Raw genomic sequence first — 21,831 nt, forward strand, 5'->3', positions numbered from 1 at the left:
TAAGCGGCCCGCGAGCGGCGCCGACCGTTAATTATCCGGCCTCGCCCGCATGGTCTCCGGAGGCGCGGGGCGCCGCAGATAGTCGGCATCATCATCGCCTGACGGGATCAGGATCGCGCGCTCGCGCGGCAGCGCTTCCGGCATCTCGTCGCGGATGAAGGCCACGAGCTTTTCCCTGATCTCGCAGCGCAGGTCCCACGATTGCGGCGCGTTGCGCGCGCTGACCAGCGCGCGAAGCTCGATTGTCCGCGCGTCTGCGTCGACGACCTGGAGATTGACCACCTCGCCGTCCCACAGCTTGGATTTCTTTACCACCTCTTCCAGCCACTGCCGGATGCGCGCCACGTCGGCACGGTAATCGACATGGAGCGCGATGACGCCGATCAGGGAGGCAGTGTCGCGGGTCCAGTTCTGGAACGGCTTCTCGATGAAATAGGACAGCGGCACCACCATACGGCGCCAGTCCCACAGCCGGATCACGACGTAGGTCGAGGCGATGTCCTCAACCCATCCCCACTCGTTCTCGATGATCACGGCGTCTTCGATGCGGATCGGCTGGGTGATTGCGATCTGCAAGCCTGCGATCAGATTGCTCAGCAGCGGCCGCGCGGCAAGACCGACGATGATACCGGCGGCGCCGGCGGAAGCGAACAGGCTGACGCCATACTGCCTTACCGAGTCGAACGTCATCAGCGCAGTGGACACGGTGATCACGACAATGATGGTGTCGGTGACACGCTTGAACACGCGAACCTGCGTCACATGCTTGCGTGCGATGAAGTTCTCGGTGACAACGCGAAAGTTCTGCAGATAGCGCGCCGCGCTCATGTCCACGATCCGGATCGAGATCCAGCCGATCAGCGCGATGAAGGCCACAACGAACAGGCGCGTCAGCGGGGTGCGGATCGCATCGTCAAGCGGCGCAAGTGGCAACACGAGTGCGACGGCGGCCAAGCAGAGTGCCATTTGCGCCGGTCCGGCCGTACGATCGATGAATACGCTCAGGATCGGAAGACGGGTTCCGAAGGCGCGCTTGAGCAGCCATCTGGCCACCCGATAGGCGACCAGGGCGAGCAAAACTGCGCCGACAACCAGGCTGAGACCGACGAACCATGACGGTATCCAGCCGAACATCGTGTCGATGTCGGCCACGAGACTCTGCCAATCCATGAGTGTCCCCGTCGCTGCAATCCCTCAGCGTTCAACGCCTAGTGGCTGGCTTCGCTCCCCTGTTTCGTGCAACGCAGCATTCCACTGGCGCAACCGTCGCCGAGGCGCTAGTTTGAGCCGTCCATGACTCGACGTACCGGCAGCGCCGATCTTCCTCTCCACACCGGGCGGGTTCCGCCGTGGCTGGCAAGTCGCATGTCCTCGCTGGGGGCGATCGTCACGCAAGCGATCGTTCATCATTATGGCCGCGATGCGTTTCTGCAGCGGCTGTCGCATCCGTTCTGGTTCCAGTCGTTCGGAGCCGTGATGGGCATGGACTGGCATTCCTCGGGCATCACGACCTCCGTGATCGGCGCACTGAAGCGTGGCCTCGGGCCGCTTCAGGACGAACTCGGGATTTATGTCTGCGGCGGCCGGGGCCAGCATTCGCGCAAGACACCGGACGAACTGATGCAACTCGGCAACCGCGTCGGATTCGACGGCGCGAAGCTGACCCGCGCCAGCCGCCTGGTGGCAAAGGTCGACAGCGCCGCGGTGCAGGACGGCTTTGACCTTTACCTGCACGGCTTCTTCGTGACCGCCGACGGCAAATGGACCGTGGTGCAGCAGGGCATGAACGGCGACAAGCGGCAGGCGCGCCGGTATCACTGGCATTCCGAGGCGCTGAAGAGCTTTGTCGATACGCCGCACAGCGCGATCGACGGTCCGCAGCAAGGTGAGATCGTCAATCTCACCGACCACCGCGCCGACATCTCGCGCGCCGCGCAGCTCGATCTCTTGGGTGGTCTCGGCCCCGATCGCATCGTCTCCGAATTCGAGCGGCTCATCGGGACCGAGCCGAAGCCGGCACAGGCCACGCTGCCGCATCTGATCATGCCTGCGCATCATGACGTCCGGCCCAAGGACGTGTTCGCGCGCCGCCTGCACGGCACGCTCGCGGCAGCCGCCGAGCGCGGCCCGGTCGATTTTCCGGAACTGCTGCTGACGCCCGGCGTGGGTGCGCGCACCGTGCGTTCGCTCGCGATGGTCGCCGAGGTCGTGCATGGCGCGCCCTATCGCTTCAAGGATCCGGCGCGTTTCTCGCTCGCCCATGGCGGCAAGGACCGGCATCCCTACCCCGTCCCGATCAAGGTCTATGACGAGACCATCCGGGTGCTGAAGCGCGCGATCCAGAACGCGAGGCTCGGGCGCGAGGAGGAGATCCAGGCGATCAAGCGCCTGGACGATCAGGCGCGGCGGCTGGAGCGCACCGCGCAGGGGCCGTCGGTTGACGCTTTCATCGTCGGCGAACGCGCGGTCTCGCCGGATCTCGACGGCCGTTCGGTGTTCGGCTGGGAGCGCGATCTTGCGGCCACGAAAAAGCGGACCGGCTGAGCACCGGTCCGCAAGTCGGCGGGAGGAACCTTCAGGTCTGGTCGGTCCCCGGCTCATCGTCGAGCCGGTTCGCAGAATGGTCCTGATATTGCTCGGTCTGGATGGTCTTGCCGTCCATGCCGCGAATGTCCGAATGCTGCTTCTTGTCGCGGTTGGACAGGACCATGTTGTCGCCGATCATCTCCTTCGGCACGTCGGTCAGCGCGCCCGTGCCGTCGCCCTTGCCGTGCATGCCCGATCTGAAGTGCGTCTTGCTGCCGTGCCCACCTGGCATCAGTCTCTCCTCTTGCGGTGATTTTCGGGACGTCAGTGCTTCTCTTGCGCCGTCGTCGGTCTTGGCGGCTTGTGGCCGCTTTGACCGGGATCGTTGTGCTTATTGTGGTCGCTTTCCTGGTTGAGACCGCCGCGACTCACGGGAAACTCGCTTTGCCGTGCCTGCCGGTTGGCATGATGAACGGAGTCATCCCGGGGATTGCGGCCGATGGCCTGGTCAAGCTCGCGCTGATCGGGCACATCGCTCTTCCGTTCAAGAATGCGCAATTGCTGTTCGTGCGTCTTGTTGCCTTGCATCGGATGACTCCTATTTCAGCGTCGGCGTCGATGGGAGCCGCTGCGCGCGACGTCCTTGTCGATGCCGCCGGCGGCGTTGACGTCGTTCTCGACGTCCCCTTCGATCGTGTTGGCGCCAAGGGCGTCCTCGAGGTCCTCGGCCGAGGCGCCTGCCATCGTGGCGCCCTTCGATCCCCCGATCATGGGATTCTCGCGCAGGTCCTTCTCGCTCGGCGCATACAGCTTGGGTTGCTTATTGGTCATGGCTTATCTGCCTCCTCCCTTTCGAGCCTCTTCGTGCGTGTGGTGCGAATCCTGCTCCCCGCCACCGCCGGAAACCCTGCTGTGATTCCGCCGCGAGTCATCGGCGGGCGGCTTCTTCACTTCCAGCGGCGCCTTTGCGTTCTCGTGCGAGGCGCCGGGGCCGCCCTGACGAATGCTGTTCGGTGTCTTGGTGGATGTCGACATGGATGTCCCCTCCTCAGCGATCTTGCTGATAGCCTTGATTGGTCGTGTTCTGCTGGATGTTGCCCTGTTGTCCTTGCTGGTCCGGATTTTGGGCGCGTTGCTGACCCTGCGGCAGCTGATCGGCGGACATCTGCTTGCTGTCGCCAGTTCCCTTTCGGCTCTGATTGTCCGGCGGAACAGGTGGCATCTTGCTGGCCATGAATTGTCTCCCGTTAAGACGTCGACCTCGACATGAACGACCGAGGAACTCGTCGCGGCGCCCTATGTCGAGATGACAACAGGACGAGCGGCGCGGCGTTCCTGATAGATCGCGCGCGACAACGATTTTCCGAAGGGAGCTTGTCTTCAGCTCGCCGAGGTCAGGGAACGGTCGGCGCTCGCTTCGCTGCGAGCAGTTACCTTGTTCCGCGGCTCTCGGCCGTGACGGGAAGCATCGCAACGGCGCGCAAGCCCGGTCGCTTGCGCCAGCGGACCCCGGCGGGATCGACGGCCAGACCAAGTTTCGGCCAGCGCACGAACAGAGCTTCCAGCGCGCAGGCGGTCTCTATGCGCGCGAGCTGATGGCCGAGGCAGAAATGGATTCCCGTTCCGAACGAGATGTGACGGTTCGGCTTGCGTTCGAGATCCAGCCTCTCCGGGCGCTCATGCATGGCCGGATCCATGTTCGCAGCAGCCAGCATCACCATGACGCGATCGCCCCTCTTCAGCCGCACGCCCTCTATCTCGACGTCTCGTCGCACGTAGCGCGGCTTCGAGAATTGCACCGGCGAGACGAAGCGCAGGAACTCCTCCACGGCGAGCCCGATGCGGCTCCAGTCCTGCTCCAGCCAGTCGCGCAGCCCGGAATTCCTCAGCAGTTCGTAAGCGGAACCGCTGATGAGATGCGTCGTGGTTTCCGATCCCGCCGCGAGCAACAGAAACACCATCGAGACCATTTCGTCCGGCGAGATCTGGCCGCCTTCGCGCTCCACCTGAATCAGCTCGGCGATCAGGCCCTCGCCACCCTCCGCGCGCGCGATCTGCAATTGCCGTTCGAGATAGGCCCGCATCTTGCGGAACGCGAACAACAGGCGGAAGAAGCCGAAGACGTTCGTCAGCGAGGACATCGCGTTGGCCCAGGCGATGAACTTCGGACGGTCGGCCAGAGGCAGGCCCAGCAGCTCCGAGATCACCGCGAGCGGCAGGATGCGTGCGTAGCGCTGCACGAGATCGGCCGGGCTTCCAGCTGCGAACAGCTCGTCCGCGAGCGTGTCGGCGATGGCGCGAATGCGCGGCTCCATGGCGACGATCGCGCGCCGGCGAAAGGCCTCGTCCACGATGCTGCGCAGCCGCTTGTGATCCGGCTCGTCCATCGTCAGCATGTTGTTGGCGATGGTCCTGACGTATCTCGGCATCCACCAGCGCAGGCCCGCGACGTCGCCATCTTCCCTTCTCAACGTGAAGGTCGCGCTGTCCTTCAGGATTTGCGCCGTGGCATCGTGGGTCGTGGAGATCCAGACGTCGCCGATGAGAGGAAATCGTGTCGCGACCACGGGGCCGGACATGCGCAGCTTCGCAATCGCCTTGGGCGGCTCGCGAAGGTAGGCCTCGCTGGTGAAATCGATGCGCACAGTCATGGGAGCACCGGACCGATTGCTGGCGTCTCACCCAGATGGCAAGCGGCACCGCCGGCGCAAGGGGTGAAGCGCGCGCCTCAGGACACGCCGAGAGAGGCGTCTAGCCGCGCCCCGGAGAGCGCTGGCCGGTCTTGCGCTGCTGTTGCGTGTAGGCGTCCCAATGGCTCCAGCTGCCATTGCTGAGGCTTTGCAGGTCGGTCGCCAACGGACGGCGCGTGCGCTTGTCGTGATCGGCGACCACGCGCTCGGACTGCAAGATCTTGCGCTTGAGTTCTGCGATCGACTTCTGGGTCTGGCCATTGCGCTTCGACGAGGCGATCTCGCCCATCGTGAAGCGCGCGGTCTCCAGCGCCTTCAACTCGGCGCGGTTCTTCTTCAACTGGACCCGGTGCCAGGCGATGTTGCTGTCGCTGTCCGCAACCATGTGGGAACTCCGCTGATTCGCTCCCACAGTGTATCAAGCGCCGAATCGGCGCTGCAACGGGCTGGACGCGGCAGAAATACGGCGTTATTGCGCAGATGATCCCAGGTCAGCGCTCGGCGAAAGCCTTCTCGACCACGAACTGGGCCGGTTCACCGTGATTGCCCTCGACAAAACCGCGTTCGCCGAGAAGCACGCGCGTGTCCGCCACCAGTGCCGGGCTGCCGCAGATCATGACGCGATCCCGGGCTGCTTCCAGCACCGGCAGGCCGATATCGTCGAACAGCTTGCCTGACGTGATGAGGTCGGTGATGCGGCCGCGGTTGCGGAACGGATCGCGGGTCACGGTCGGATAGTAGATCAGCTGGTTGCGGATGTACTCGCCGATCAATTCGTCCTTCGGCAGCGTCTCGGTGATCATCTCGCCATAGGCGAGCTCCTTGACGTGCCGGCAGCCGTGCAGCAGCACGACCTTCTCGAACCGCTCGTAGGTCTCGGGGTCCTTGATCACGCTCAGGAACGGGGCAAGGCCGGTGCCGGTGCCGATCAGGTAGAGGTTCCGCCCCTCCTCCAGATTATCGATCACCAGCGTGCCCGTCGCCTTGCGGCTGACGATGATCTCGTCCCCTTCCTTCAGATGCTGGAGCCGTGAGGTCAGCGGTCCGTCCGGGACCTTGATCGAGAAGAACTCCAGCGTCTCCTCGTAATTGGCGCTGGCGACGCTGTAGGCCCGCAGCAGCGGCTTCTCGCCGACCTTGAGCCCGATCATGGTGAATTCGCCGTTGCGGAAGCGGAAGGTCGGGCTGCGGGTGGTCTTGAAGGAGAACAGCGTGTCGGTCCAGTGGTGGACGCTCAGAACGCTTTCCTGGTTGAAATTGCTCATCTCACCCTTCCGTGTCGCTTGCTTGCGGTCCCAAGGCGGTCAGCTATGCGTCGTTTGTACACGATCATTCGTATACTAATGAATAATCCGGCTTGATCCGGCGGTCAAGGCTGCCCAAGATCGGAAGCGTTGCAGTTAGGAATAAGGAGCCCTTCCATGGCGCATGACGCCCCCCAGGCCACCGGACCCTCGAAGCTGGTGATCCGAAATATCGGCCTGATCCTGTCCGGCGCTTTGGAAAAGCCGATCCTGGACGGCGACACCATCGTGGCCGAGAACGGCAAGATCACCGCCATCGGCCGCTACAAGGACGTCAATACGGAAGGCGCCACCACCATCGTCGATGCCCAGGGCACCACGGTCGCGCCAGGCCTGATCGACAGCCACGTCCACCCCGTGGCGGGCGACTGGACGCCGCGGCAGAACCAGATCAACTGGATCGACAGCTACCTCCATGGCGGCGTCACCACCATGATCTCCGCCGGCGAAGTGCATATGCCCGGCCGTCCCCGCGACGTCGTCGGCCTCAAAGCGATGGCCGTGTTCGCCCAGCGCGCGTTCTGGACCCTGCGTCCTGGCGGCGTGAAGGTGCACGCCGGCGCGCCGGTGATCGAATGCGAGATGGTTGAGGAAGATTTCAAGGAGATGGCCGCCAACGGCGTCAAGCTGCTCGGCGAGGTCGGCCTGGGCGGCGTCAAGGACGGCCCGACGGCACGCAAGATGGTCGGCTGGGCGCGCAAATACGGCATCCAGAGCACCATTCACACCGGCGGCCCATCGATCCCCGGCTCCGGCCTGATCGATAAGGACGTGGTCCTGGAGGCCGACACTGACGTGGTCGGGCACATCAATGGCGGTCACACCGCCCTGCCCGACGACCAGATCCGCTGCATCTGCGAGGGCTGCAAGCGCGGACTCGAGCTCGTGCACAACGGCAACGAGCGCTCGGCGCTGTTCACGCTGCGCACCGCGCGCGAGATGGGCGACCTGCACCGCGTCATCCTCGGCACCGACGCGCCCGCCGGCTCGGGCGTGCAGCCGCTCGGCATCTTGCGCATGGTCTCGATGCTGTCCTCGCTGGGCGAACTGCCGGCCGAGATCGCGTTCTGCCTTGCCACCGGCAACACCGCGCGGATGCGGCAGCTCGATTGCGGCCTCATTGAAGTCGGCCGCTCCGCCGACTTCGTCATCATGGACAAGGCGCAGCACTCGCCCGGCAAGAACATCCTGGAGAGCGTGCAGCTCGGCGACCTGCCCGGCATCGGCATGACCATCATCGACGGCATCGTGCGCACCCAGCGCAGCCGCAACACGCCGCCGGCCGGCAAGGTGCCTGAGGTGGTCGCGAAGTAACGCGGCCATCGCAGTTCACGGCTGCCGCCTCCGCTGCTGGTCTCTCTGCCCGATCCGGATGAACCGGCAAAGACTCGGGGCGCTGAGGATCAGCGCCGTTTGGGCAACTCGCAACGCACATAGGTCTGGCGCTTGGCGCGCCCGACCGGTCCATTGTCCATCACCAGTCTGCCATCCGCCGCGATCGAGACCCGGGGACTGGAGCGAAACTTCTCGCCCTCGCCTTCACAGGCGAGCCGCATCTTCCAGCTCAGCTTTCCGTCGGCCGTGATCCGACTGGCGAGGCATCGCGTCTCGTACCAATAGAGGCGGTTGCCGCCTTCGATGCTCATGCGGTTCGGGCTGTCGTCATCACGGCAGTCCTTCTTGGTCGATGCCCAGAACCCTTCATAGGCTTGAGCTGCAAGGACAGGACCGCATGCGCCTGCTAGAGACGCACCGAGACACAAGGCCATCGCAAGCCAATTCGCCGCTCTCATGTCCGCAAAACCTCGGTCGCGCCCTTACCGAGGTTAGTCGCGCTTCAACGCAGCTTGTTCAAGAGCGCCATCAGCGTATCGCGCTCCTTGGGCTCAAGCGGCGCCAAGGTCTCGCGGCTGATCGCGAGGGCATTCGGGGCCAACTTTTCGGCAAGCTGCTGACCGGCGCGGGTCAGGCTCACGAGCAAGCGCCGCCCGTCGTCCGGATCCTGGCTGGTCTCGGTGAGACCACGTGCCGTCAGGCGATCGATCACACCCTTGATGGTCGCGACATCCATCGCCGTGAGACGGCCGAGCTGGTTCTGCGAGCACGGCCCGGTCTCTGCCAGTTTCGACAACGCCGCCCATTGCGTTGGCGTGAGGTTGGTGCCGATGTCGCGGGCGAAGATCGAGCTGTGGCGCTGCCAGACCTGGCGCAGGATGAAGCCGACCTGTTCGTCCAGCACGTAAGGCGGTCTTGCCGGCTTGACACTCTTCTTCGCCGTGACGCTTCTCGCCATCCGTTCCCCGCCTTCACAACGACAGATGCGCGTCGCGGATATCCGGACGCGCGTCGAGCTCGGCCATGGTGCCGCCGAAGCAGATGCGGCCGCGCTCGATGATGTAGGCGCGATCGGAAATCAGCCGCGCGAAATGCAGGTTCTGCTCGGAGACGACGATGCTGACGCCCTCCTTCTTCATGGTCAGGATGGCATCGACCATCTGCTCCACGATCTTCGGCGACAGGCCCTCCGAGGGCTCGTCCAGCAGCACCAGCGAGGGATTGCCCATCAGGGTCCGCGCGATGGTGAGCATCTGCTGCTCGCCGCCGCTCATGCGGCCACCCGGACGGTTCTTCATCTCACCGAGATTCGGAAACAGCGCGAACAGCTTCTCGCGGGTCCAATGCGGCGCGTTGGGCCGCCTCGGCTGGCGGCCGACCTCGAGATTCTCCTCGACGGTCAGGTCCGTGAAGATCCGCCGCTCCTCCGGAACATAGCCGAGGCCCTCGCGCACGATCTCATGTGTCGGCTTCGCCGAGACATCCTTGCCTTCGAACGTGATGCGGCCGGAGCGCTGCGCGACGAGGCCCACGATCGAACGAAACGTCGTCGACTTGCCGGCGCCGTTGCGACCGAGCAGCGCCACCACCTCCCCCTCGCCGACTTCGAAGCCGACGTCGAACAGAATATGGGCCGGACCGTAATGACTGTTGAGGTCTTGCACCGTCAGCTTCATGCCGAAGCTCCCTCGCGGTGGCGGGCGTCGTAGACGAGCCCCTCGCCGAGATACACGGCCTGCACCTGGGGATTGCCACGCACCTCCGCCGGCGTGCCTTCGGCAATCAACGTACCCCGATTGAGCACGATGATGCGGTCGGCATGCTCGAACACCACGTCCATGTCATGCTCGGTGAAGAGCACGCCGATCGATTTTTCCCGCGCGATGCTCGCGGTCAGCCGCATCAGATCGACGCGCTCGCGCGGCGCCATGCCGGCCGTGGGTTCGTCCATCAGCAGCAGCTTCGGCTGGTTGGCGAGCGCCACCGCGAGTTCGAGCCGCTTGAGATCGCCATAGGCAAGCTCGCCGCAGGGTCGGTCCGCATAGCCGCCCATGCCGACCAGCTCGAGCAGACGGCCGGCCTCGCCGCGGTCGAACTTCGGCGCCGAGCCGAACAGATTGAACAGCTGCTTCCCGTGCGAGATCAGTGCGACCTGCACGTTCTCGCGCACGGTCATGGTGGCGAAAGTCGCAGTGATCTGAAAGGTGCGCCCGACGCCGAGCCGCCAGACCTCGCGCGGCTTCCGTCCCGTGATCTCCTCGCCGAACAGGCGGACATGGCCGCTATCCGGGATGTTCTGGCCGTTGAGCATATCGAAACAGGTGCTCTTGCCCGCACCGTTCGGCCCGATCAGAGCCAGGATCTCGCCGGCACGCAGCGAGAACGAGACGCCGCGCACGGCATGGATGCCTCCGTAGGATTTGGTGAGGCCCTCGACGGCGAGAAGTGGGGGTGCAACGTTCATTCGGCAGACTCGATCGGCTTGGCGAGCAAGGGAGACCCCGGCGGCGATGCTTTCCTGCGGCGCTGCGCCAGCATCTCCAGCATGCCGACGATGCCCTTGGGGAAGACGACGACGATCAGCACGATGAAGCCGCCGAGCACGAGCTTCGACAGATCGGTCTGGCTCACCAGCCAGATGTTCAAGGCCTTGTAGACGATGGCGCCGATCACCGCGCCCGACACCGTCTCGACGCCGCCGAGCAGCACCATGACCAGCGCATCGACCGACAGCGAGATGCCGAGATTGTCCGGGAAGACGCTCCCTTTGAGGTAGGCGAACAATGCGCCGCCGATGCCGGCCGTCGTGCCTGCGATCACGAAGGCGGTCCACTGGATGCGCTTGGCATCTATGCCTATGGCCTCACTGCGCAGCAGCGAGTCGCGCGTGGCACGAAGCGCATAGCCGAACGGCGAGAACACCATCGCCCGCAGCGCGACCGTCACCAGCGCTGCAACACCGAGCGCCAGCCAGTAGAAATGCGACGGGCTCGCCGCCCAGCTCGAGGGCCAGAGGCCCAGAATGCCGTTGTCACCGCCGGTCACCTCCACCCACTGAAAGGCGATCGACCACACGATCTGAGCGAAAGCGAGCGTCAGCATGGCGAAATAGACGCCGGAGAGCTGCACGGCGAAGAAGCCGAATACGGCGGCGCCCATGCAGCCGAGCAGCGGGCCGAGCAACAGGCACACGATCATCGGCAGTCCCGCCATTTTTGCCAGGAACGCGATGCCGTAGGCGCCGAGCCCGAAATAGGCGGCGTGGCCGAAGGACGCGAGGCCGCCGACCGACATCAGGAAATGCAGGCTGACGGCGAAGATCACGAAGATCGCGATCTCCGAGCCGACCGTCAGCAGATAATTGCCGGCGAACAGAGGCAGGGTCGCCGCAACGACGAGCGCAGCAAGCGCCATCAACCTCTCGTTCGACGTCAGCGGCCGCCAGGGATTGACGGTGAGGCCCGGCGTCTTGCGCGCGGCCGCCTCCGGCTTGCCGAACAGGCCCCAGGGGCGAACGATCAGCACCACCGCCATGACCAGGAAAACGAGAATGATCGATATTTTCGGAAAGATCAGGATGCCGAAGGCATTGAGCTCGGAGACCAGCACCGCCGCAACGAAGGCGCCGACGATGCTGCCGAGCCCGCCGATCACGACCACGACGAACACCTCGACGATGATGCGCAGGTCCATGGCGTGATGCACGGCATCGCGCGGGATCTGGAGCGCGCCGCCGAGGGCTGCGAGGAAAACGCCGACGGCAAACACCGACGTGAACAGCCATTTTTGGTTGACGCCGAGCGCGGCAACCATGTCGCGGTCCTGCGTTGCCGCCCGCACCAGCACACCCCAGCGCGTGCGCTGGAACAGAAGCCAGAGAATGCCGAGCACGACCGGTCCGAGCACGATCAGGAACAGGTCGTAGGTCGGGACGTTCTGTCCGAAGAAATCGATCGCGCCTCTGAAGCCGGGCGCGCGGCGGCCGACGAGATCGTCAGGTCCCCAGATCAGGACGACGAGATCCTCCACCATCAGAGTCAGGCCGAATGTCGCGAGCAGCTGAAACAGCTCCGGCGCATGGTAGATGCGGCGGAGCAGCACCATCTCGACGATGACGCCGATCACCGCCACCGCGAGCGCCGCGAGGAGGATCCCGCCCCAGAAGCCGAACGCGCCGGAAAGCCGTTCAGTGAGCGAGAAGGCGATGTAGGCGCCGATCATATAGAAGGCGCCATGCGCGAAGTTCACGATGCGCGTCACGCCGAAGATGATCGACAGGCCCGAGGCCACCAGAAACAGCGACGCTGCGCTGGCGAGACCGGTCAGAAACTGTACGACGTAAAAGGCCATCGGCGGTCCGGTTGGTTGGATCTCAGGTGTTGGGCTTCATCGTTCGAGACGGCGCTCCGCGCCTCCTCGGGATGAGGTCCCAGGACCTTCACGGTGAGGAACGCGGCGGCGCCGCGCGCCTCGAACCGTGAAGGCCCGGGTCCCTTTCGTATCAATCCTTCGGACGCAGCTTCGCGACTTCGGCATCGCTGGGCAGATAGTCCCCGCCCTTCTTGTAGGCCGAATCCACCATCACGCCCTTGCCGTCCTTCAGCGCCGTCTTGCCGACAAAGGCGCCGAGGGTCGACTGATGATCGATCTTGCGGAACGTGATCTCGCCGAACGGCGAGGGCATCGACAGCCCCTCCGCCGCGGCGATCATTTTCTCCGGATCGGTCGAGCCCGCCTTGGCGAGGATCGCCGCTGCCGCCTTGATCGTCTGATAGCCGACGATCGAGCCGAGGCGCGGATAGTCGTTGTACTTGGCCTGGTACGCCTTCAGGAACGCATCATGCTCCGGCGTCTTGATCGAGTACCAGGGATAGCCGGTGACGATCCAGCCCTCGGGCGTCTCGTCCTTGAGCGGGTCGAGATATTCGGGCTCGCCGGTCAGGAAGGAGACGACCTCGCGCCCCTTGAAGAGGCCGCGGGTGTTGCCTTCGCGCACGAACTTGACGAGATCCGCGCCGAAGGTGACGTTGAGGATCGCTTCGGGATTGGCGGCGGCAACCGCCTGCACCACCGGGCCGGCGTCGATCTTGCCCTGCGGCGGCCATTGCTCGTCGACCCACTGAATGTCCGGGCGCTTCTCCGACATCAGCTTCTTGAACACCGCGACCGCCGACTGGCCGTATTCGTAGTTCGGCGCGATCGTGGCCCAGCGTTTGGCCGGCAGCTTCGCAGCCGCCTCCACCAGCATCGCCGCCTGCATGTAGTTGGATGGACGCAGGCGGAAGGTGTACTTGTTGCCCTTGGACCAGGTGATCGCGTCCGTCAGCGGCTCGGCCGCGAGGAAGAACACTTTCTTCTGGTTGGCGAAGTCGCTGACGGCGAGGCCGATATTCGACAGGAACGTTCCGGCGAGCATCGCGACACCTTCGCTCGAGACGAGCTCGTTGGCCGCGGTCTGCGCATCGGCCGGCTTGCCGCCGTCATCCTTGGAGATGACGACGAGCTTCTTGCCGTTGATCCCGCCGGCCGCGTTGACTTCCTCGACCGCGAGCTGCCAACCCTTGCGATAGGGCTCGGTGAACGCCGGCAGCAGCGAATAGCTGTTGATCTCGCCGATCTTGATGTCCTGCGCCAGGGCCGAATGAGCCATGCCGCCCGCCAGAAACGCGAAAGCCGCGCCGACGATGATATTTCTTGCTCGCATCCCAACCTCCAGTTTGAACTTCTTTACGTATCCTATCTCAGACCGTCTTCGCCCTTGATCTCCGCGACCGTCAGCCCGCCGACGCGCGGCAGCGGACGGCCGCTGTCGGTGACCGCAACCGCGACCATGATCTCGTTGGCGCGCGGCGCATCGTTGATCTGTACCTCCATGCCGTCGAAATGGCTGCGGACGAAGGCTGCGTCCTTGTGCCCCAGCGGGATGTCCAGCGTCGTACCCGGGCCGCTGCGCTTCTTCGACGAGGGAATCAGCGCCGCACCCTTGCCCAGCACTTTGCGTACCGGCGCGCCCATCTTGGGGTGGAGGATCGCGGCGGCATGCTCCAGCTCGCCATTCTCGCCGACGGCAGCCGCCTTGCCGTAGCTCTGTGCCTTGGCGCCGTCGATACCGAGCGCGGCCACCGCGCGCTTCGACAGGAGCTCTCCGAGCTCCTCGCCGATGGCGATCAGCGGCGAGAGATCCTCGACGTACTTTCCGGCAAATGGATTCTCGATCACGGCGATCGCAGCCGCACGCCGCGTCGGCGGCGAGACTTGCCGGCCCATCTCCATCTGCGTCTCTTCGACGACGGTGACGATCTTGCGGATGATCGCGCTCATGTTTTGCTTCCTTGAGCTCTTCCCTGTTCAGACATGAACCGCATTCTCCGGCTGACGCGGGAGCGATCCCTGCCGTTCAATGTCTTTCGGTCCGATGACAAGCATATCACCACAAAGCTGCAGCACGGCACCCTCGATCAGTCCGCGATCGAACAATTGTCGTGCACATTCCGCGCCAGATTCGAGCGCGACGGCGACGTCATCGTGCGACAACTCACCAACGTCGCGGGTGACGAGGCGCGGGCCCAGATCGCTGTCGGGCTGAAGCTCGTTCGCAGGCCTGCGGATGACGGCGCGATGCCCGGGGAGGTCAACGGCATTGGCGATCACCGTCGCAGCCGCATCGGCCCGCGACGCCGTCGCCGCCAGCACCGTCACCGCGTCGGCGATCCCGAGCGAAAAGCTGCGGCCCCGGCGTCCGCTGGTCGCGATGCCGCGCACCGGATCATCCGCCTCGATCCGCATCGTCCGCATCACGCCATCGCGATCAGGCCGATCCATAAAGCCGACCGAAAAAGACTCACCGCCGCCGAGATGAAGCGCGATGTCGCCGCCATTGTTGACATAGGCGCGATCAAGCGTCGCAGCACGCAGCATTGCGGCCAGAATCTCCTCCGCCACGCTGCCGGCAACTGCCGCCATCGGCGTGATGAAGCAATCAGCGGCATAGGGCGCCACAGCGGAGTGCATGCGACGCGCGACGACGCCCTGCAGCGACGTCCGATCCGCCGCAGCCATCCGCAAATCCGCCAACTCGGCGCAGAGCTCGTCCAGCAGTCCGGTGAACCGGTGCACCGCGGCCTCATAGGCGGAGCGCACCTCGCCTGCAGCTCCCCTCGCCTCCGCGATCAGATCGATCGGTCCATCCTGCAAATGCAGCCGCCGGCCATCAGACAGCAATGCGATTTGCGGGCGTCTCATCATGTCCGGCGCCCCGGAATCGGATGATGCCAGGGCAACTGGCGGATATCGTCGCCGTTCTGCACCTCGGCAAGCGGCTTCACATAGTCCATGTGTCCGCCGAGCGCGGCATAGTCGGACAGCTTCAGCGTGAACTCGATCGGCGCGACCAGGGCCGGTGTCGGCACATAGCCGAACGCGCCTGAAGGCATCTGCGTCACATCGACCATGTAGGTGATGCCGCCGCCGGGCCAGACATAAACCGGTGCGCCGCCGCTGGTGACTCGCGTCAGCGCATCCTTCACCGAACGGGTCAGCCGCACCGGATTGTCGGTGACACCCGCGCGCAGCGAGCCGCCCGCGCCGGCCATGAACAGCACGGTGCACAGCGCCGGCTCGCAATTCTCCTGGATGCGCTCGACCGAAAACTTCAGGTCGGCCGGCATCTCGGTCTCGACCGGCCTCAAGGCATCGTCGAGCACGTAGTAGGACGAATGCTCACCCGTGGTGGAGACCATCAGCATGGTCAGGCCGGGCTTTGCTTCCTTGGGATCAAACGGCCCGAGGATCGAGAGCGGGTCGGATATGTCGGTGCCGCCCCAACCCGTGCCGGGATCGGCGACCTGGAAATAGCGGCCGGGCGTCGAACGCCGGCCCTTCATCTTGATGCCGGTATCGGCGATGTCGAGCAGCTTGCCGGCCTGATGCTCGCTGAGCACGCCGGTGATGTGGTCGTCGACCACGACGACCTCGTCGACCTTGCCGTGCCACTGCTTTGCGAACATGCCGATCGTCGCAGAGCCGCAGCCGACGCGCATACGCTCTTCTTTCACGCCGTTGACGATCGGGGGCTGCCCGGCCTGCACCACCACCGTGGCGCCGCCGTCGATGGTGAGCTCGACCGCCTTGCAATTGGCGAGATCCATCAGCGTGTCGCAGGTGATGCGACCTTCCTTCTTGGAGCCGCCGGTGAGATGATGCACGCCGCCGAGCGACAGCATCTGCGAGCCGTATTCGCTGGTGGTGACGTGGCCGACCGCCTCCCCTTGCGCGCGCACAGTCGCAGTCTCCGGCCCGAGATAGCGGTCGGTGTCGATCTTCACCTTGACACCGCAATAGGAGAAGATGCCCTCGGTAACCACAGTCACCATGTCGACGCCGTCGACCTCTGCGGAAACGATGAACGGCGCCGGCTTGTAGTCGGGATAGGTCGTTCCCGCGCCGATCGCTGTGACGAAGGTCGAGGGTTCGTGGACGATCTTGCCGTCCCAGTCCTCGGTGCGGCTGAACGGGACCAGCTTGCCGCCATGCGAGACGGTGCGCTCCAGGATGACGTGCGGATCGACGCGGACGAGCTTGCCGTCGTGGTTGGCATAGCGGTCGCAAGCCCCCGCCGCGCCCGGCTTGATATAGCACATCACCGGACACGCATCGCAGCGGATCTTGTCGATGACGGCGCTCGTCGTTTCTGTCACCATGTCGGAGGCGGACACTTCGGTTATCATTCGTATACGAACGATGTTGCGCGCGGTCCCCCGGGGCTGTCAAGCGGCGGTGCAGCGCAAAAGATGCCACTGCCGTATAAAACCTCATTTGCCTATCCGCTCTGTCCACAAACAAGGCAATCGCGCTGCAGTGCGGAATGCGCGGCTTGCACGTTTGTGTACAAACGGTATCGTCGCGTGGTCGAATTTCCGCGATTGCATAATCTTGGTTTGGGAACGAGCATGACGCAGGCATCGATCCGCCTCACCGTGAACGGCAGGATCCACGAGGTCACGGCAGAGCGCCAGACGCCGCTGCTCTATGTGTTGCGCAACGAGCTCGCGCTGAATGGCCCGAAGTACGGTTGCGGCCTCGGCGAATGCGGCACCTGTACTGTCCTGATCGACGGCGCGGCGGCGCGCTCCTGTGTGATCCCGGTGAGCGGCTGTGAAGGCCGCGACATCGTGACGCTCGAAGGCCTCGGCACCCGCGAGAGACCCGACCTCGTGCAGCAGGCCTTCATCGACGAGCAGGCTGCGCAATGCGGCTACTGTCTCAACGGCATGATCATGACCACCAAGGCGCTGCTCGCCATCAACCCGCGGCCGACCGAGCAGGAGGCGCTGGCGGCGCTACGCTACAATCTTTGCCGTTGCGGCACCCATGTCGAAATCCTGCGCGCGGTGATGCGCGCATCGGGCCAGATCGTCGAGGCCGCGGACTGATGGCCTCCCCTGTTTCGAACGGAGCTGAGCGGCCATCGGGCTCGCTCGTCGTCGCCCGTACCGTCGACGAGGTCACGTCCGAGACCTTCGTCCGCATCACTGCGGATGGTTCGGTCACGGCCTATAATGGCCACGTCGATCTCGGCACCGGCATCCGTACCGCGCTTGGCCAGATCGTCGCCGAAGAGCTCGACGTCTCCTTTGCGCGCGTCGTGATCGTGCTCGGCGACACGTCGGTGGTGCCGAACCAGGGCGCGACGATTGCGAGCGAAACCATCCAGATCACGGCCGTCCCTCTGCGCAGGGCTGCAGCGCAAGCGCGGCATTTCCTGATCGCACGCGCAGCAGAACGCCTGGAGCTGCCGGCCGCCGACCTCAGGATCGAAGACGGCCTCGTGCGCGGCCGCGACAACCGCAGCATCAGCTATGGCGAGCTGATCGGCGACGAGACGATCCGGCTCGAGCTGGCCGACGATGTGCAAGTCAAGCCGGCCGACGATTACTCCATCGTCGGCCAGTCGGTGCCGCGCGTCGATCTGCCCGCCAAGGCGACGGGCGAGCTGACCTTCGTCCACGACATCCGAGTGCCCGGCATGCTCCACGGGCGTGTCGTGCGCCCGCCCTATGCGGGCGTCGACGCCGGCCCGTTCGTCGGCACCAGCTTGCTCGCGGTCGACGAATCCTCGGTCCGCGGCATTCCTGGCCTCGTGGCCGTGGTGCGCATCGGCGATTTCGTCGGCGTCGTCGCCGAGCGCGAGGAGCAGGCCATCCGCGCAGCGGAGCAGCTCAAGGTGAGCTGGAAGCCGACGCCCACCCTGACCGATCTTGCCGACGTCGAGACCGCGCTCCGCGCCAATCCGTCGACTCCGCGCACGCTGATCGACAAGGGCGACGTCGACCAGGCGATCGCGGGCGCGGCCAAGCCGATGCAGCGCACTTACGTGTGGCCGTATCAGATGCATGCGTCGATCGGTCCATCCTGCGCGGTCGCGGATTTCCAGGAAGGCAATATCCGGGTCTGGTCCGGCACACAGAACCCGCATGTGCTTCGCGGCGACCTTGCACTTCTGATCGAGCGGCCCGAGAGCGAGATCGAGGTGATCCGGCTGGAGGCTGCGGGCTGCTACGGCCGCAACTGCGCCGATGACGTCACCGCCGACGCGCTGTTGCTATCGCGCGCGGTCGGACGGCCGGTGCGCGTGCAATTGACTCGGGAGCAGGAGCACGCCTGGGAACCCAAGGGCACCGCGCAGCTCATCGACGTCAATGGCGGACTGGACGCCGGTGGCGGCATTGCCGGTTACGATCTGGCCACGCGTTACCCCTCAAACGCTGCGCCGACCTTGGCGCTGCTGCTGACGGGACGCATATCGCCGGAACCGGCGGTGCTTCAGATGGGCGACCGCACCGCGATCCCACCCTACGACTACGATCACATGCGTGTCGTTGCCCATGACATGCCGCCGATCGTGCGCGCCTCCTGGATTCGCGGCGTGTCCGCGCTGCCGAACACCTTCGCCCACGAATCCTACATCGACGAGGCCGCAACGGAGGCCGGCGTCGATCCGATCGAATACCGCCTGCGCTATCTCAAAGACCCGCGCGCGATCGATCTCGTCCATGCGGTCGCCGAACGTGCGGGGTGGAAACCACGTCCGGTACGCGAGGAGAAGGACGGCGAGGTCGTGCACGGGCGCGGCTTTGCCTATGCGCTCTACGTGCACAGCAAGTTTCCCGGTTATGGCGCGGCGTGGTCGGCCTGGGTCGCCGACGTCGCGGTGAACAAGACCACCGGCGATGTCAGCGTCACGCGCGTCGTTGCGGGGCAGGATTCCGGCCTGATGATCAATCCGGACGGCGTGCGCCACCAGATCCAGGGCAATGTCATTCAGTCCACCAGCCGCGCGCTGATGGAGGAAGTGTCGTTCGAGCGCGGCGCGGTGGCGGCGCGGGAATGGGGTGCCTATCCGATCATCCCCTTCCCCGACGTTCCCAAGATCGATGTCCTGATGCTGCCGCGTCAGGACCAGCCGCCGCTCGGCGTCGGCGAATCCGCCTCGGTGCCGAGCGCGGCGGCGATCGCGAACGCGATATTCGACGCCACCGGCGTACGGTTTCGCGAGCCGCCGTTTACGCCCGAGCGCATCTTGAAAGGGCTGCATGGCGACAGGCCGGCGACGCCGCAGGCCCTGCCCGCACCGGCCGCGCCGCCACCGTCTCGGATCTGGACAAATCCCTTCGCCAAGCGCGCCGGCGTCTTCGCTGCGGTTGCGGCCCTGTGCACCGCTGCGATCGGGATTGGCGCAGCACTGCTTCCGGGACGAGCCATCGCACCGATCTCGCGACCGGATGCATCGGTCTATTCCGCGGCAACGATTGCGCGCGGCCAGCAGCTTGCTGCGCTCGGCAACTGCGCGGAGTGCCACACCAGCCTTGGCGGAGCGGTCAACGCTGGCGGCCGCGCACTGGAGACGCCCTTCGGCACGATCTACGCAACCAACATCACACCCGACGTCGAGACCGGCATCGGCGCGTGGTCCTATCCCGCCTTCGAACGCGCGATGCGCGACGGATTGCATCGCGACGGGCGCCAGCTCTATCCCGCCTTTCCCTACACGCATTTTGCGAAGACAAGCGACGCCGACATGCAGGCACTCTACGCCTACTTGATGGCTCAGCCTTCGGTGCGCGCGACGCCCCCCGCAAACGCGCTCAAATTCCCGTTCAATCTCCGTCCGCTGCTGGCAGGCTGGAATGCGCTGTTTCATCGGACGCGCGAGTTCAAGCCCGATCCCGCGAAGTCGGAAGCCTGGAATCGCGGCGCTTATCTGATCGAAGGTCTCGGCCATTGCAGCGCCTGCCATTCGCCCCGCAACGCGCTCGGCGCCGAGCAGCGCGAGGCCTATCTCGCCGGCGGTTTTGCCGAGGGCTGGGAAGCGCCGCCCCTGACCTCGCTCTCGCATGCGCCGATCCCGTGGAGCGAGGATGAGCTCTTTGCTTATTTGCGCACCGGCCATTCGCGCTATCACGGCGTCGCGGCCGGCCCCATGGCGCCGATCGTGAAGGATCTCAAAGCCCTGCCCGACCAGGACATCCGTGCGATGGCCGTCTATCTCAACTCGTTCAACGATAGGGCCATGGGGACCCAGGACGCACTTGCCGCGAAGCTCGAGAGCGGGACGCAGGTCGCCGTCGCCGCATCCCCCGGCGCGCGCCTCTACCAGGGTGCGTGCGCGGTCTGCCACGAAGTCGGCGGTCTGCCGCTGTTCGGCACCAGGCCTTCGCTCGCGCTCAACAGCAATCTGCACAGCAGAACGGCGGACAATCTCGTGCAAGTCATCCTGCACGGCATTGTCGAGCCCGTCTCCAGCGACCTCGGCTACATGCCGGCGTTCAGGAACAGCATGAGCGACACGCAGGTGGAGGAGCTCGTCACGTTCCTGCGCCGGCAGTTTGCACCCGACAAACCGGCGTGGACCAACGTGCGCGAGACGATCGCGCGCCTCCGATCATCGGCACATTAGTTCAGGCGTGCTTCTCCACCTCCACCGGCGGCGTGCCGTGGGTGTGAAAGGATTCGATCGTCTTCAGTCCCCAGGCCTGGCCCTTCTTGCGCTCCTCTTCGGTCCACACGATCGGCTTCCAGTCGGGCGCGAGGATGAGACGCGCACCGGCATTGGCGACCTCGACACGGTTGCCGCCGGGCTCGTAGACATAGAGGAAGAAGGTCTGCTGGATCGCGTGCTTGTGCGGACCGGTCTCGATGTGCACACCGTTCTCGAGAAAGATATCGGCGGCGCGCAAGATCTCTTCGCGGCTGTCGAGCGCGTAGGTGACGTGGTGGAAGCGGCCGGGCACGCCGGAATGGTCGAGCGAATAGGCGAAATCGTAGCTCTTGTTCGACATGGTCAGCCACATCGCGGCTTCACGACCGTCGTTGAGCACGATTTGCTCGGTGAGCCGGCAGCCGAGATAGTTCTCGAAGAACTCGCGGTTGGCCTTGATGTCGACGGCAAGGCAGTTGAGATGGTCGAGCCGGCGGACGTTGACGCCGCGGGCCGGAAAGCGCTGCGCCTGGTTCTTCAGCGCGGGCTTGAGCTCCGGCGGTGCCTGATACCATTCGGTCTCGTAGTAGAGCTCGACGATATGGCCGTCGGGATCGCGGCAGCGGAAGGTTGGCCCCTGCCCCATGTCGCCGTCGATCCAGCCGATGTCGAAGCCAGAGCCCTTGAGCGCGGCGACCCGACGCTCCAGCGCCTGCTGGCTGCGTGCGCGCAGCGCCATGTGGCCCATGCCCGATGTCTTCGAAGCCGTGAGCTTGAGCGAATAGCGTTCGTAATCGTCCCAGCCGCGCAAGTAAACCGACTCGCCCTTTTGCCCGCTGACGGTCATGCCCATGACGTCGACGAAGAATTTGAGGCTCTCATCAGGCTTGGGCGTCAACAGCTCCATATGGCCGAGATGAGCGAGATCGAGGATCGGTTCGGGCTGCATGATTCCTCCAGGGATGTGGCTGCTATCCGCCTGACGGACGTGAGGCGCAGG

The 21,831-nt window shown here is 64.9% G+C and carries 23 protein-coding genes; 4 read left to right on the plus strand and 19 right to left on the minus strand.

The genetic code is table 11. The annotated features are described in order from the left end of the window. Window positions 1–27 precede the first annotated feature (27 nt). The gene (locus K408_RS0109125; RefSeq protein WP_024338293.1) at window positions 28–1,170 is read right to left on the minus strand and encodes a mechanosensitive ion channel family protein; all 1,143 of its coding nucleotides are present in this window, start codon (window positions 1,168–1,170) and stop codon (window positions 28–30) included. 123 nt (window positions 1,171–1,293) lie between these two features. Here K408_RS0109125 and K408_RS0109130 point away from each other — a divergent pair, with 123 nt between their 5' ends. Continuing rightward, a complete protein-coding gene (locus K408_RS0109130) occupies window positions 1,294–2,544 on the plus strand; it encodes a DUF763 domain-containing protein (protein WP_024338294.1) in 1,251 nt (416 codons plus the stop codon). 31 nt (window positions 2,545–2,575) lie between these two features. Here K408_RS0109130 and K408_RS0109135 read toward each other — a convergent pair whose 3' ends face one another. The 8 genes from K408_RS0109135 to K408_RS0109165 all read right to left on the minus strand — a co-directional run bounded on the left by K408_RS0109135 (window position 2,576) and on the right by K408_RS0109165 (window position 6,481). Next, on the minus strand, window positions 2,576–2,818 hold the full coding sequence (locus tag K408_RS0109135) for a hypothetical protein (protein ID WP_024338295.1): 243 nt from the start codon (window positions 2,816–2,818) through the stop codon (window positions 2,576–2,578). A 32-nt stretch (window positions 2,819–2,850) separates the two neighbouring features. Next, on the minus strand, window positions 2,851–3,114 hold the full coding sequence (locus K408_RS0109140) for a hypothetical protein (RefSeq protein WP_024338296.1): 264 nt from the start codon (window positions 3,112–3,114) through the stop codon (window positions 2,851–2,853). A gap of 15 nt (window positions 3,115–3,129) precedes the next feature. Continuing rightward, entirely contained in the window at window positions 3,130–3,357 is a 228-nt protein-coding gene (locus K408_RS0109145) for a hypothetical protein (RefSeq protein WP_024338297.1), read from the minus strand. A gap of 3 nt (window positions 3,358–3,360) precedes the next feature. Next, window positions 3,361–3,561 carry a hypothetical protein gene (locus K408_RS40970; RefSeq protein ID WP_080654845.1) on the minus strand — a complete coding sequence of 67 codons (201 nt, stop codon included), beginning with the start codon at window positions 3,559–3,561 and terminating at the stop codon, window positions 3,361–3,363. Window positions 3,562–3,574: 13 nt separating this feature from the next. Then, entirely contained in the window at window positions 3,575–3,760 is a 186-nt protein-coding gene (locus K408_RS0109150; RefSeq protein ID WP_024338298.1) for a hypothetical protein, read from the minus strand. Window positions 3,761–3,956: 196 nt separating this feature from the next. Continuing rightward, window positions 3,957–5,177 (minus strand): cytochrome P450, encoded by a 1,221-nt coding sequence (locus K408_RS37820; protein ID WP_024338299.1) that lies wholly within the window; start codon window positions 5,175–5,177, stop codon window positions 3,957–3,959. A gap of 100 nt (window positions 5,178–5,277) precedes the next feature. Then, window positions 5,278–5,601, minus strand: coding sequence for a hypothetical protein (locus K408_RS0109160; protein WP_024338300.1), 324 nt, complete (start codon window positions 5,599–5,601; stop codon window positions 5,278–5,280). 106 nt (window positions 5,602–5,707) lie between these two features. Next, complete coding sequence (locus tag K408_RS0109165) at window positions 5,708–6,481, minus strand: ferredoxin--NADP reductase (protein ID WP_024338301.1); 774 nt, start codon at window positions 6,479–6,481, stop codon at window positions 5,708–5,710. Window positions 6,482–6,637: 156 nt separating this feature from the next. Between K408_RS0109165 and K408_RS0109170 the strand changes: the two genes are divergently transcribed. Continuing rightward, window positions 6,638–7,834, plus strand: coding sequence for an amidohydrolase family protein (locus K408_RS0109170; RefSeq protein WP_024338302.1), 1,197 nt, complete (start codon window positions 6,638–6,640; stop codon window positions 7,832–7,834). An 89-nt stretch (window positions 7,835–7,923) separates the two neighbouring features. Here the strand turns inward: K408_RS0109170 and K408_RS44265 are convergent, their stop codons facing one another. The 9 genes from K408_RS44265 to K408_RS0109215 all read right to left on the minus strand — a co-directional run bounded on the left by K408_RS44265 (window position 7,924) and on the right by K408_RS0109215 (window position 16,554). Continuing rightward, window positions 7,924–8,313, minus strand: a complete 390-nt coding sequence (locus tag K408_RS44265; protein WP_024338303.1) for a hypothetical protein — start codon at window positions 8,311–8,313, stop codon at window positions 7,924–7,926. A 44-nt stretch (window positions 8,314–8,357) separates the two neighbouring features. Then, window positions 8,358–8,813: a MarR family winged helix-turn-helix transcriptional regulator gene (locus tag K408_RS0109180; RefSeq protein WP_024338304.1), complete on the minus strand. Its 456-nt coding sequence runs from the start codon at window positions 8,811–8,813 to the stop codon at window positions 8,358–8,360. Window positions 8,814–8,826: 13 nt separating this feature from the next. Continuing rightward, window positions 8,827–9,531 (minus strand): ABC transporter ATP-binding protein, encoded by a 705-nt coding sequence (locus K408_RS0109185; RefSeq protein ID WP_024338305.1) that lies wholly within the window; start codon window positions 9,529–9,531, stop codon window positions 8,827–8,829. Beyond that, window positions 9,528–10,319 carry an ABC transporter ATP-binding protein gene (locus K408_RS0109190; RefSeq protein WP_024338306.1) on the minus strand — a complete coding sequence of 264 codons (792 nt, stop codon included), beginning with the start codon at window positions 10,317–10,319 and terminating at the stop codon, window positions 9,528–9,530. Before K408_RS0109190 ends, K408_RS0109185 begins: the two co-directional genes overlap by 4 nt. Then, window positions 10,316–12,205 carry an ABC transporter permease gene (locus K408_RS0109195; protein ID WP_024338307.1) on the minus strand — a complete coding sequence of 630 codons (1,890 nt, stop codon included), beginning with the start codon at window positions 12,203–12,205 and terminating at the stop codon, window positions 10,316–10,318. The genes K408_RS0109190 and K408_RS0109195 overlap by 4 nt, the downstream gene beginning before the upstream one ends. Before the next feature lie 151 nt (window positions 12,206–12,356). After that, entirely contained in the window at window positions 12,357–13,559 is a 1,203-nt protein-coding gene (locus K408_RS0109200) for an ABC transporter substrate-binding protein (RefSeq protein WP_024338308.1), read from the minus strand. Window positions 13,560–13,591: 32 nt separating this feature from the next. After that, window positions 13,592–14,176: an amino acid synthesis family protein gene (locus K408_RS0109205; protein WP_024338309.1), complete on the minus strand. Its 585-nt coding sequence runs from the start codon at window positions 14,174–14,176 to the stop codon at window positions 13,592–13,594. Window positions 14,177–14,203: 27 nt separating this feature from the next. After that, complete coding sequence (locus K408_RS0109210) at window positions 14,204–15,100, minus strand: UPF0280 family protein (RefSeq protein WP_024338310.1); 897 nt, start codon at window positions 15,098–15,100, stop codon at window positions 14,204–14,206. Then, window positions 15,097–16,554 carry a hypothetical protein gene (locus K408_RS0109215; protein WP_024338311.1) on the minus strand — a complete coding sequence of 486 codons (1,458 nt, stop codon included), beginning with the start codon at window positions 16,552–16,554 and terminating at the stop codon, window positions 15,097–15,099. Before K408_RS0109215 ends, K408_RS0109210 begins: the two co-directional genes overlap by 4 nt. 249 nt (window positions 16,555–16,803) lie before the next feature. Here K408_RS0109215 and K408_RS0109220 point away from each other — a divergent pair, with 249 nt between their 5' ends. Then, a complete protein-coding gene (locus tag K408_RS0109220; RefSeq protein WP_024338312.1) occupies window positions 16,804–17,286 on the plus strand; it encodes a (2Fe-2S)-binding protein in 483 nt (160 codons plus the stop codon). Next, window positions 17,286–20,810 (plus strand): molybdopterin cofactor-binding domain-containing protein, encoded by a 3,525-nt coding sequence (locus K408_RS0109225; RefSeq protein ID WP_024338313.1) that lies wholly within the window; start codon window positions 17,286–17,288, stop codon window positions 20,808–20,810. The genes K408_RS0109220 and K408_RS0109225 overlap by 1 nt, the downstream gene beginning before the upstream one ends. Window position 20,811: 1 nt before the next feature. Here K408_RS0109225 and K408_RS0109230 read toward each other — a convergent pair whose 3' ends face one another. Beyond that, window positions 20,812–21,780, minus strand: a complete 969-nt coding sequence (locus K408_RS0109230; RefSeq protein ID WP_024338314.1) for a catechol 2,3-dioxygenase — start codon at window positions 21,778–21,780, stop codon at window positions 20,812–20,814. Between the last annotated feature and the right edge of the window lie 51 nt (window positions 21,781–21,831).

The sequence above is a fragment of the Bradyrhizobium sp. in8p8 genome (assembly GCF_000426845.1).
Classification (GTDB): Bacteria; Pseudomonadota; Alphaproteobacteria; order Rhizobiales; family Xanthobacteraceae; genus Bradyrhizobium; species Bradyrhizobium japonicum_C.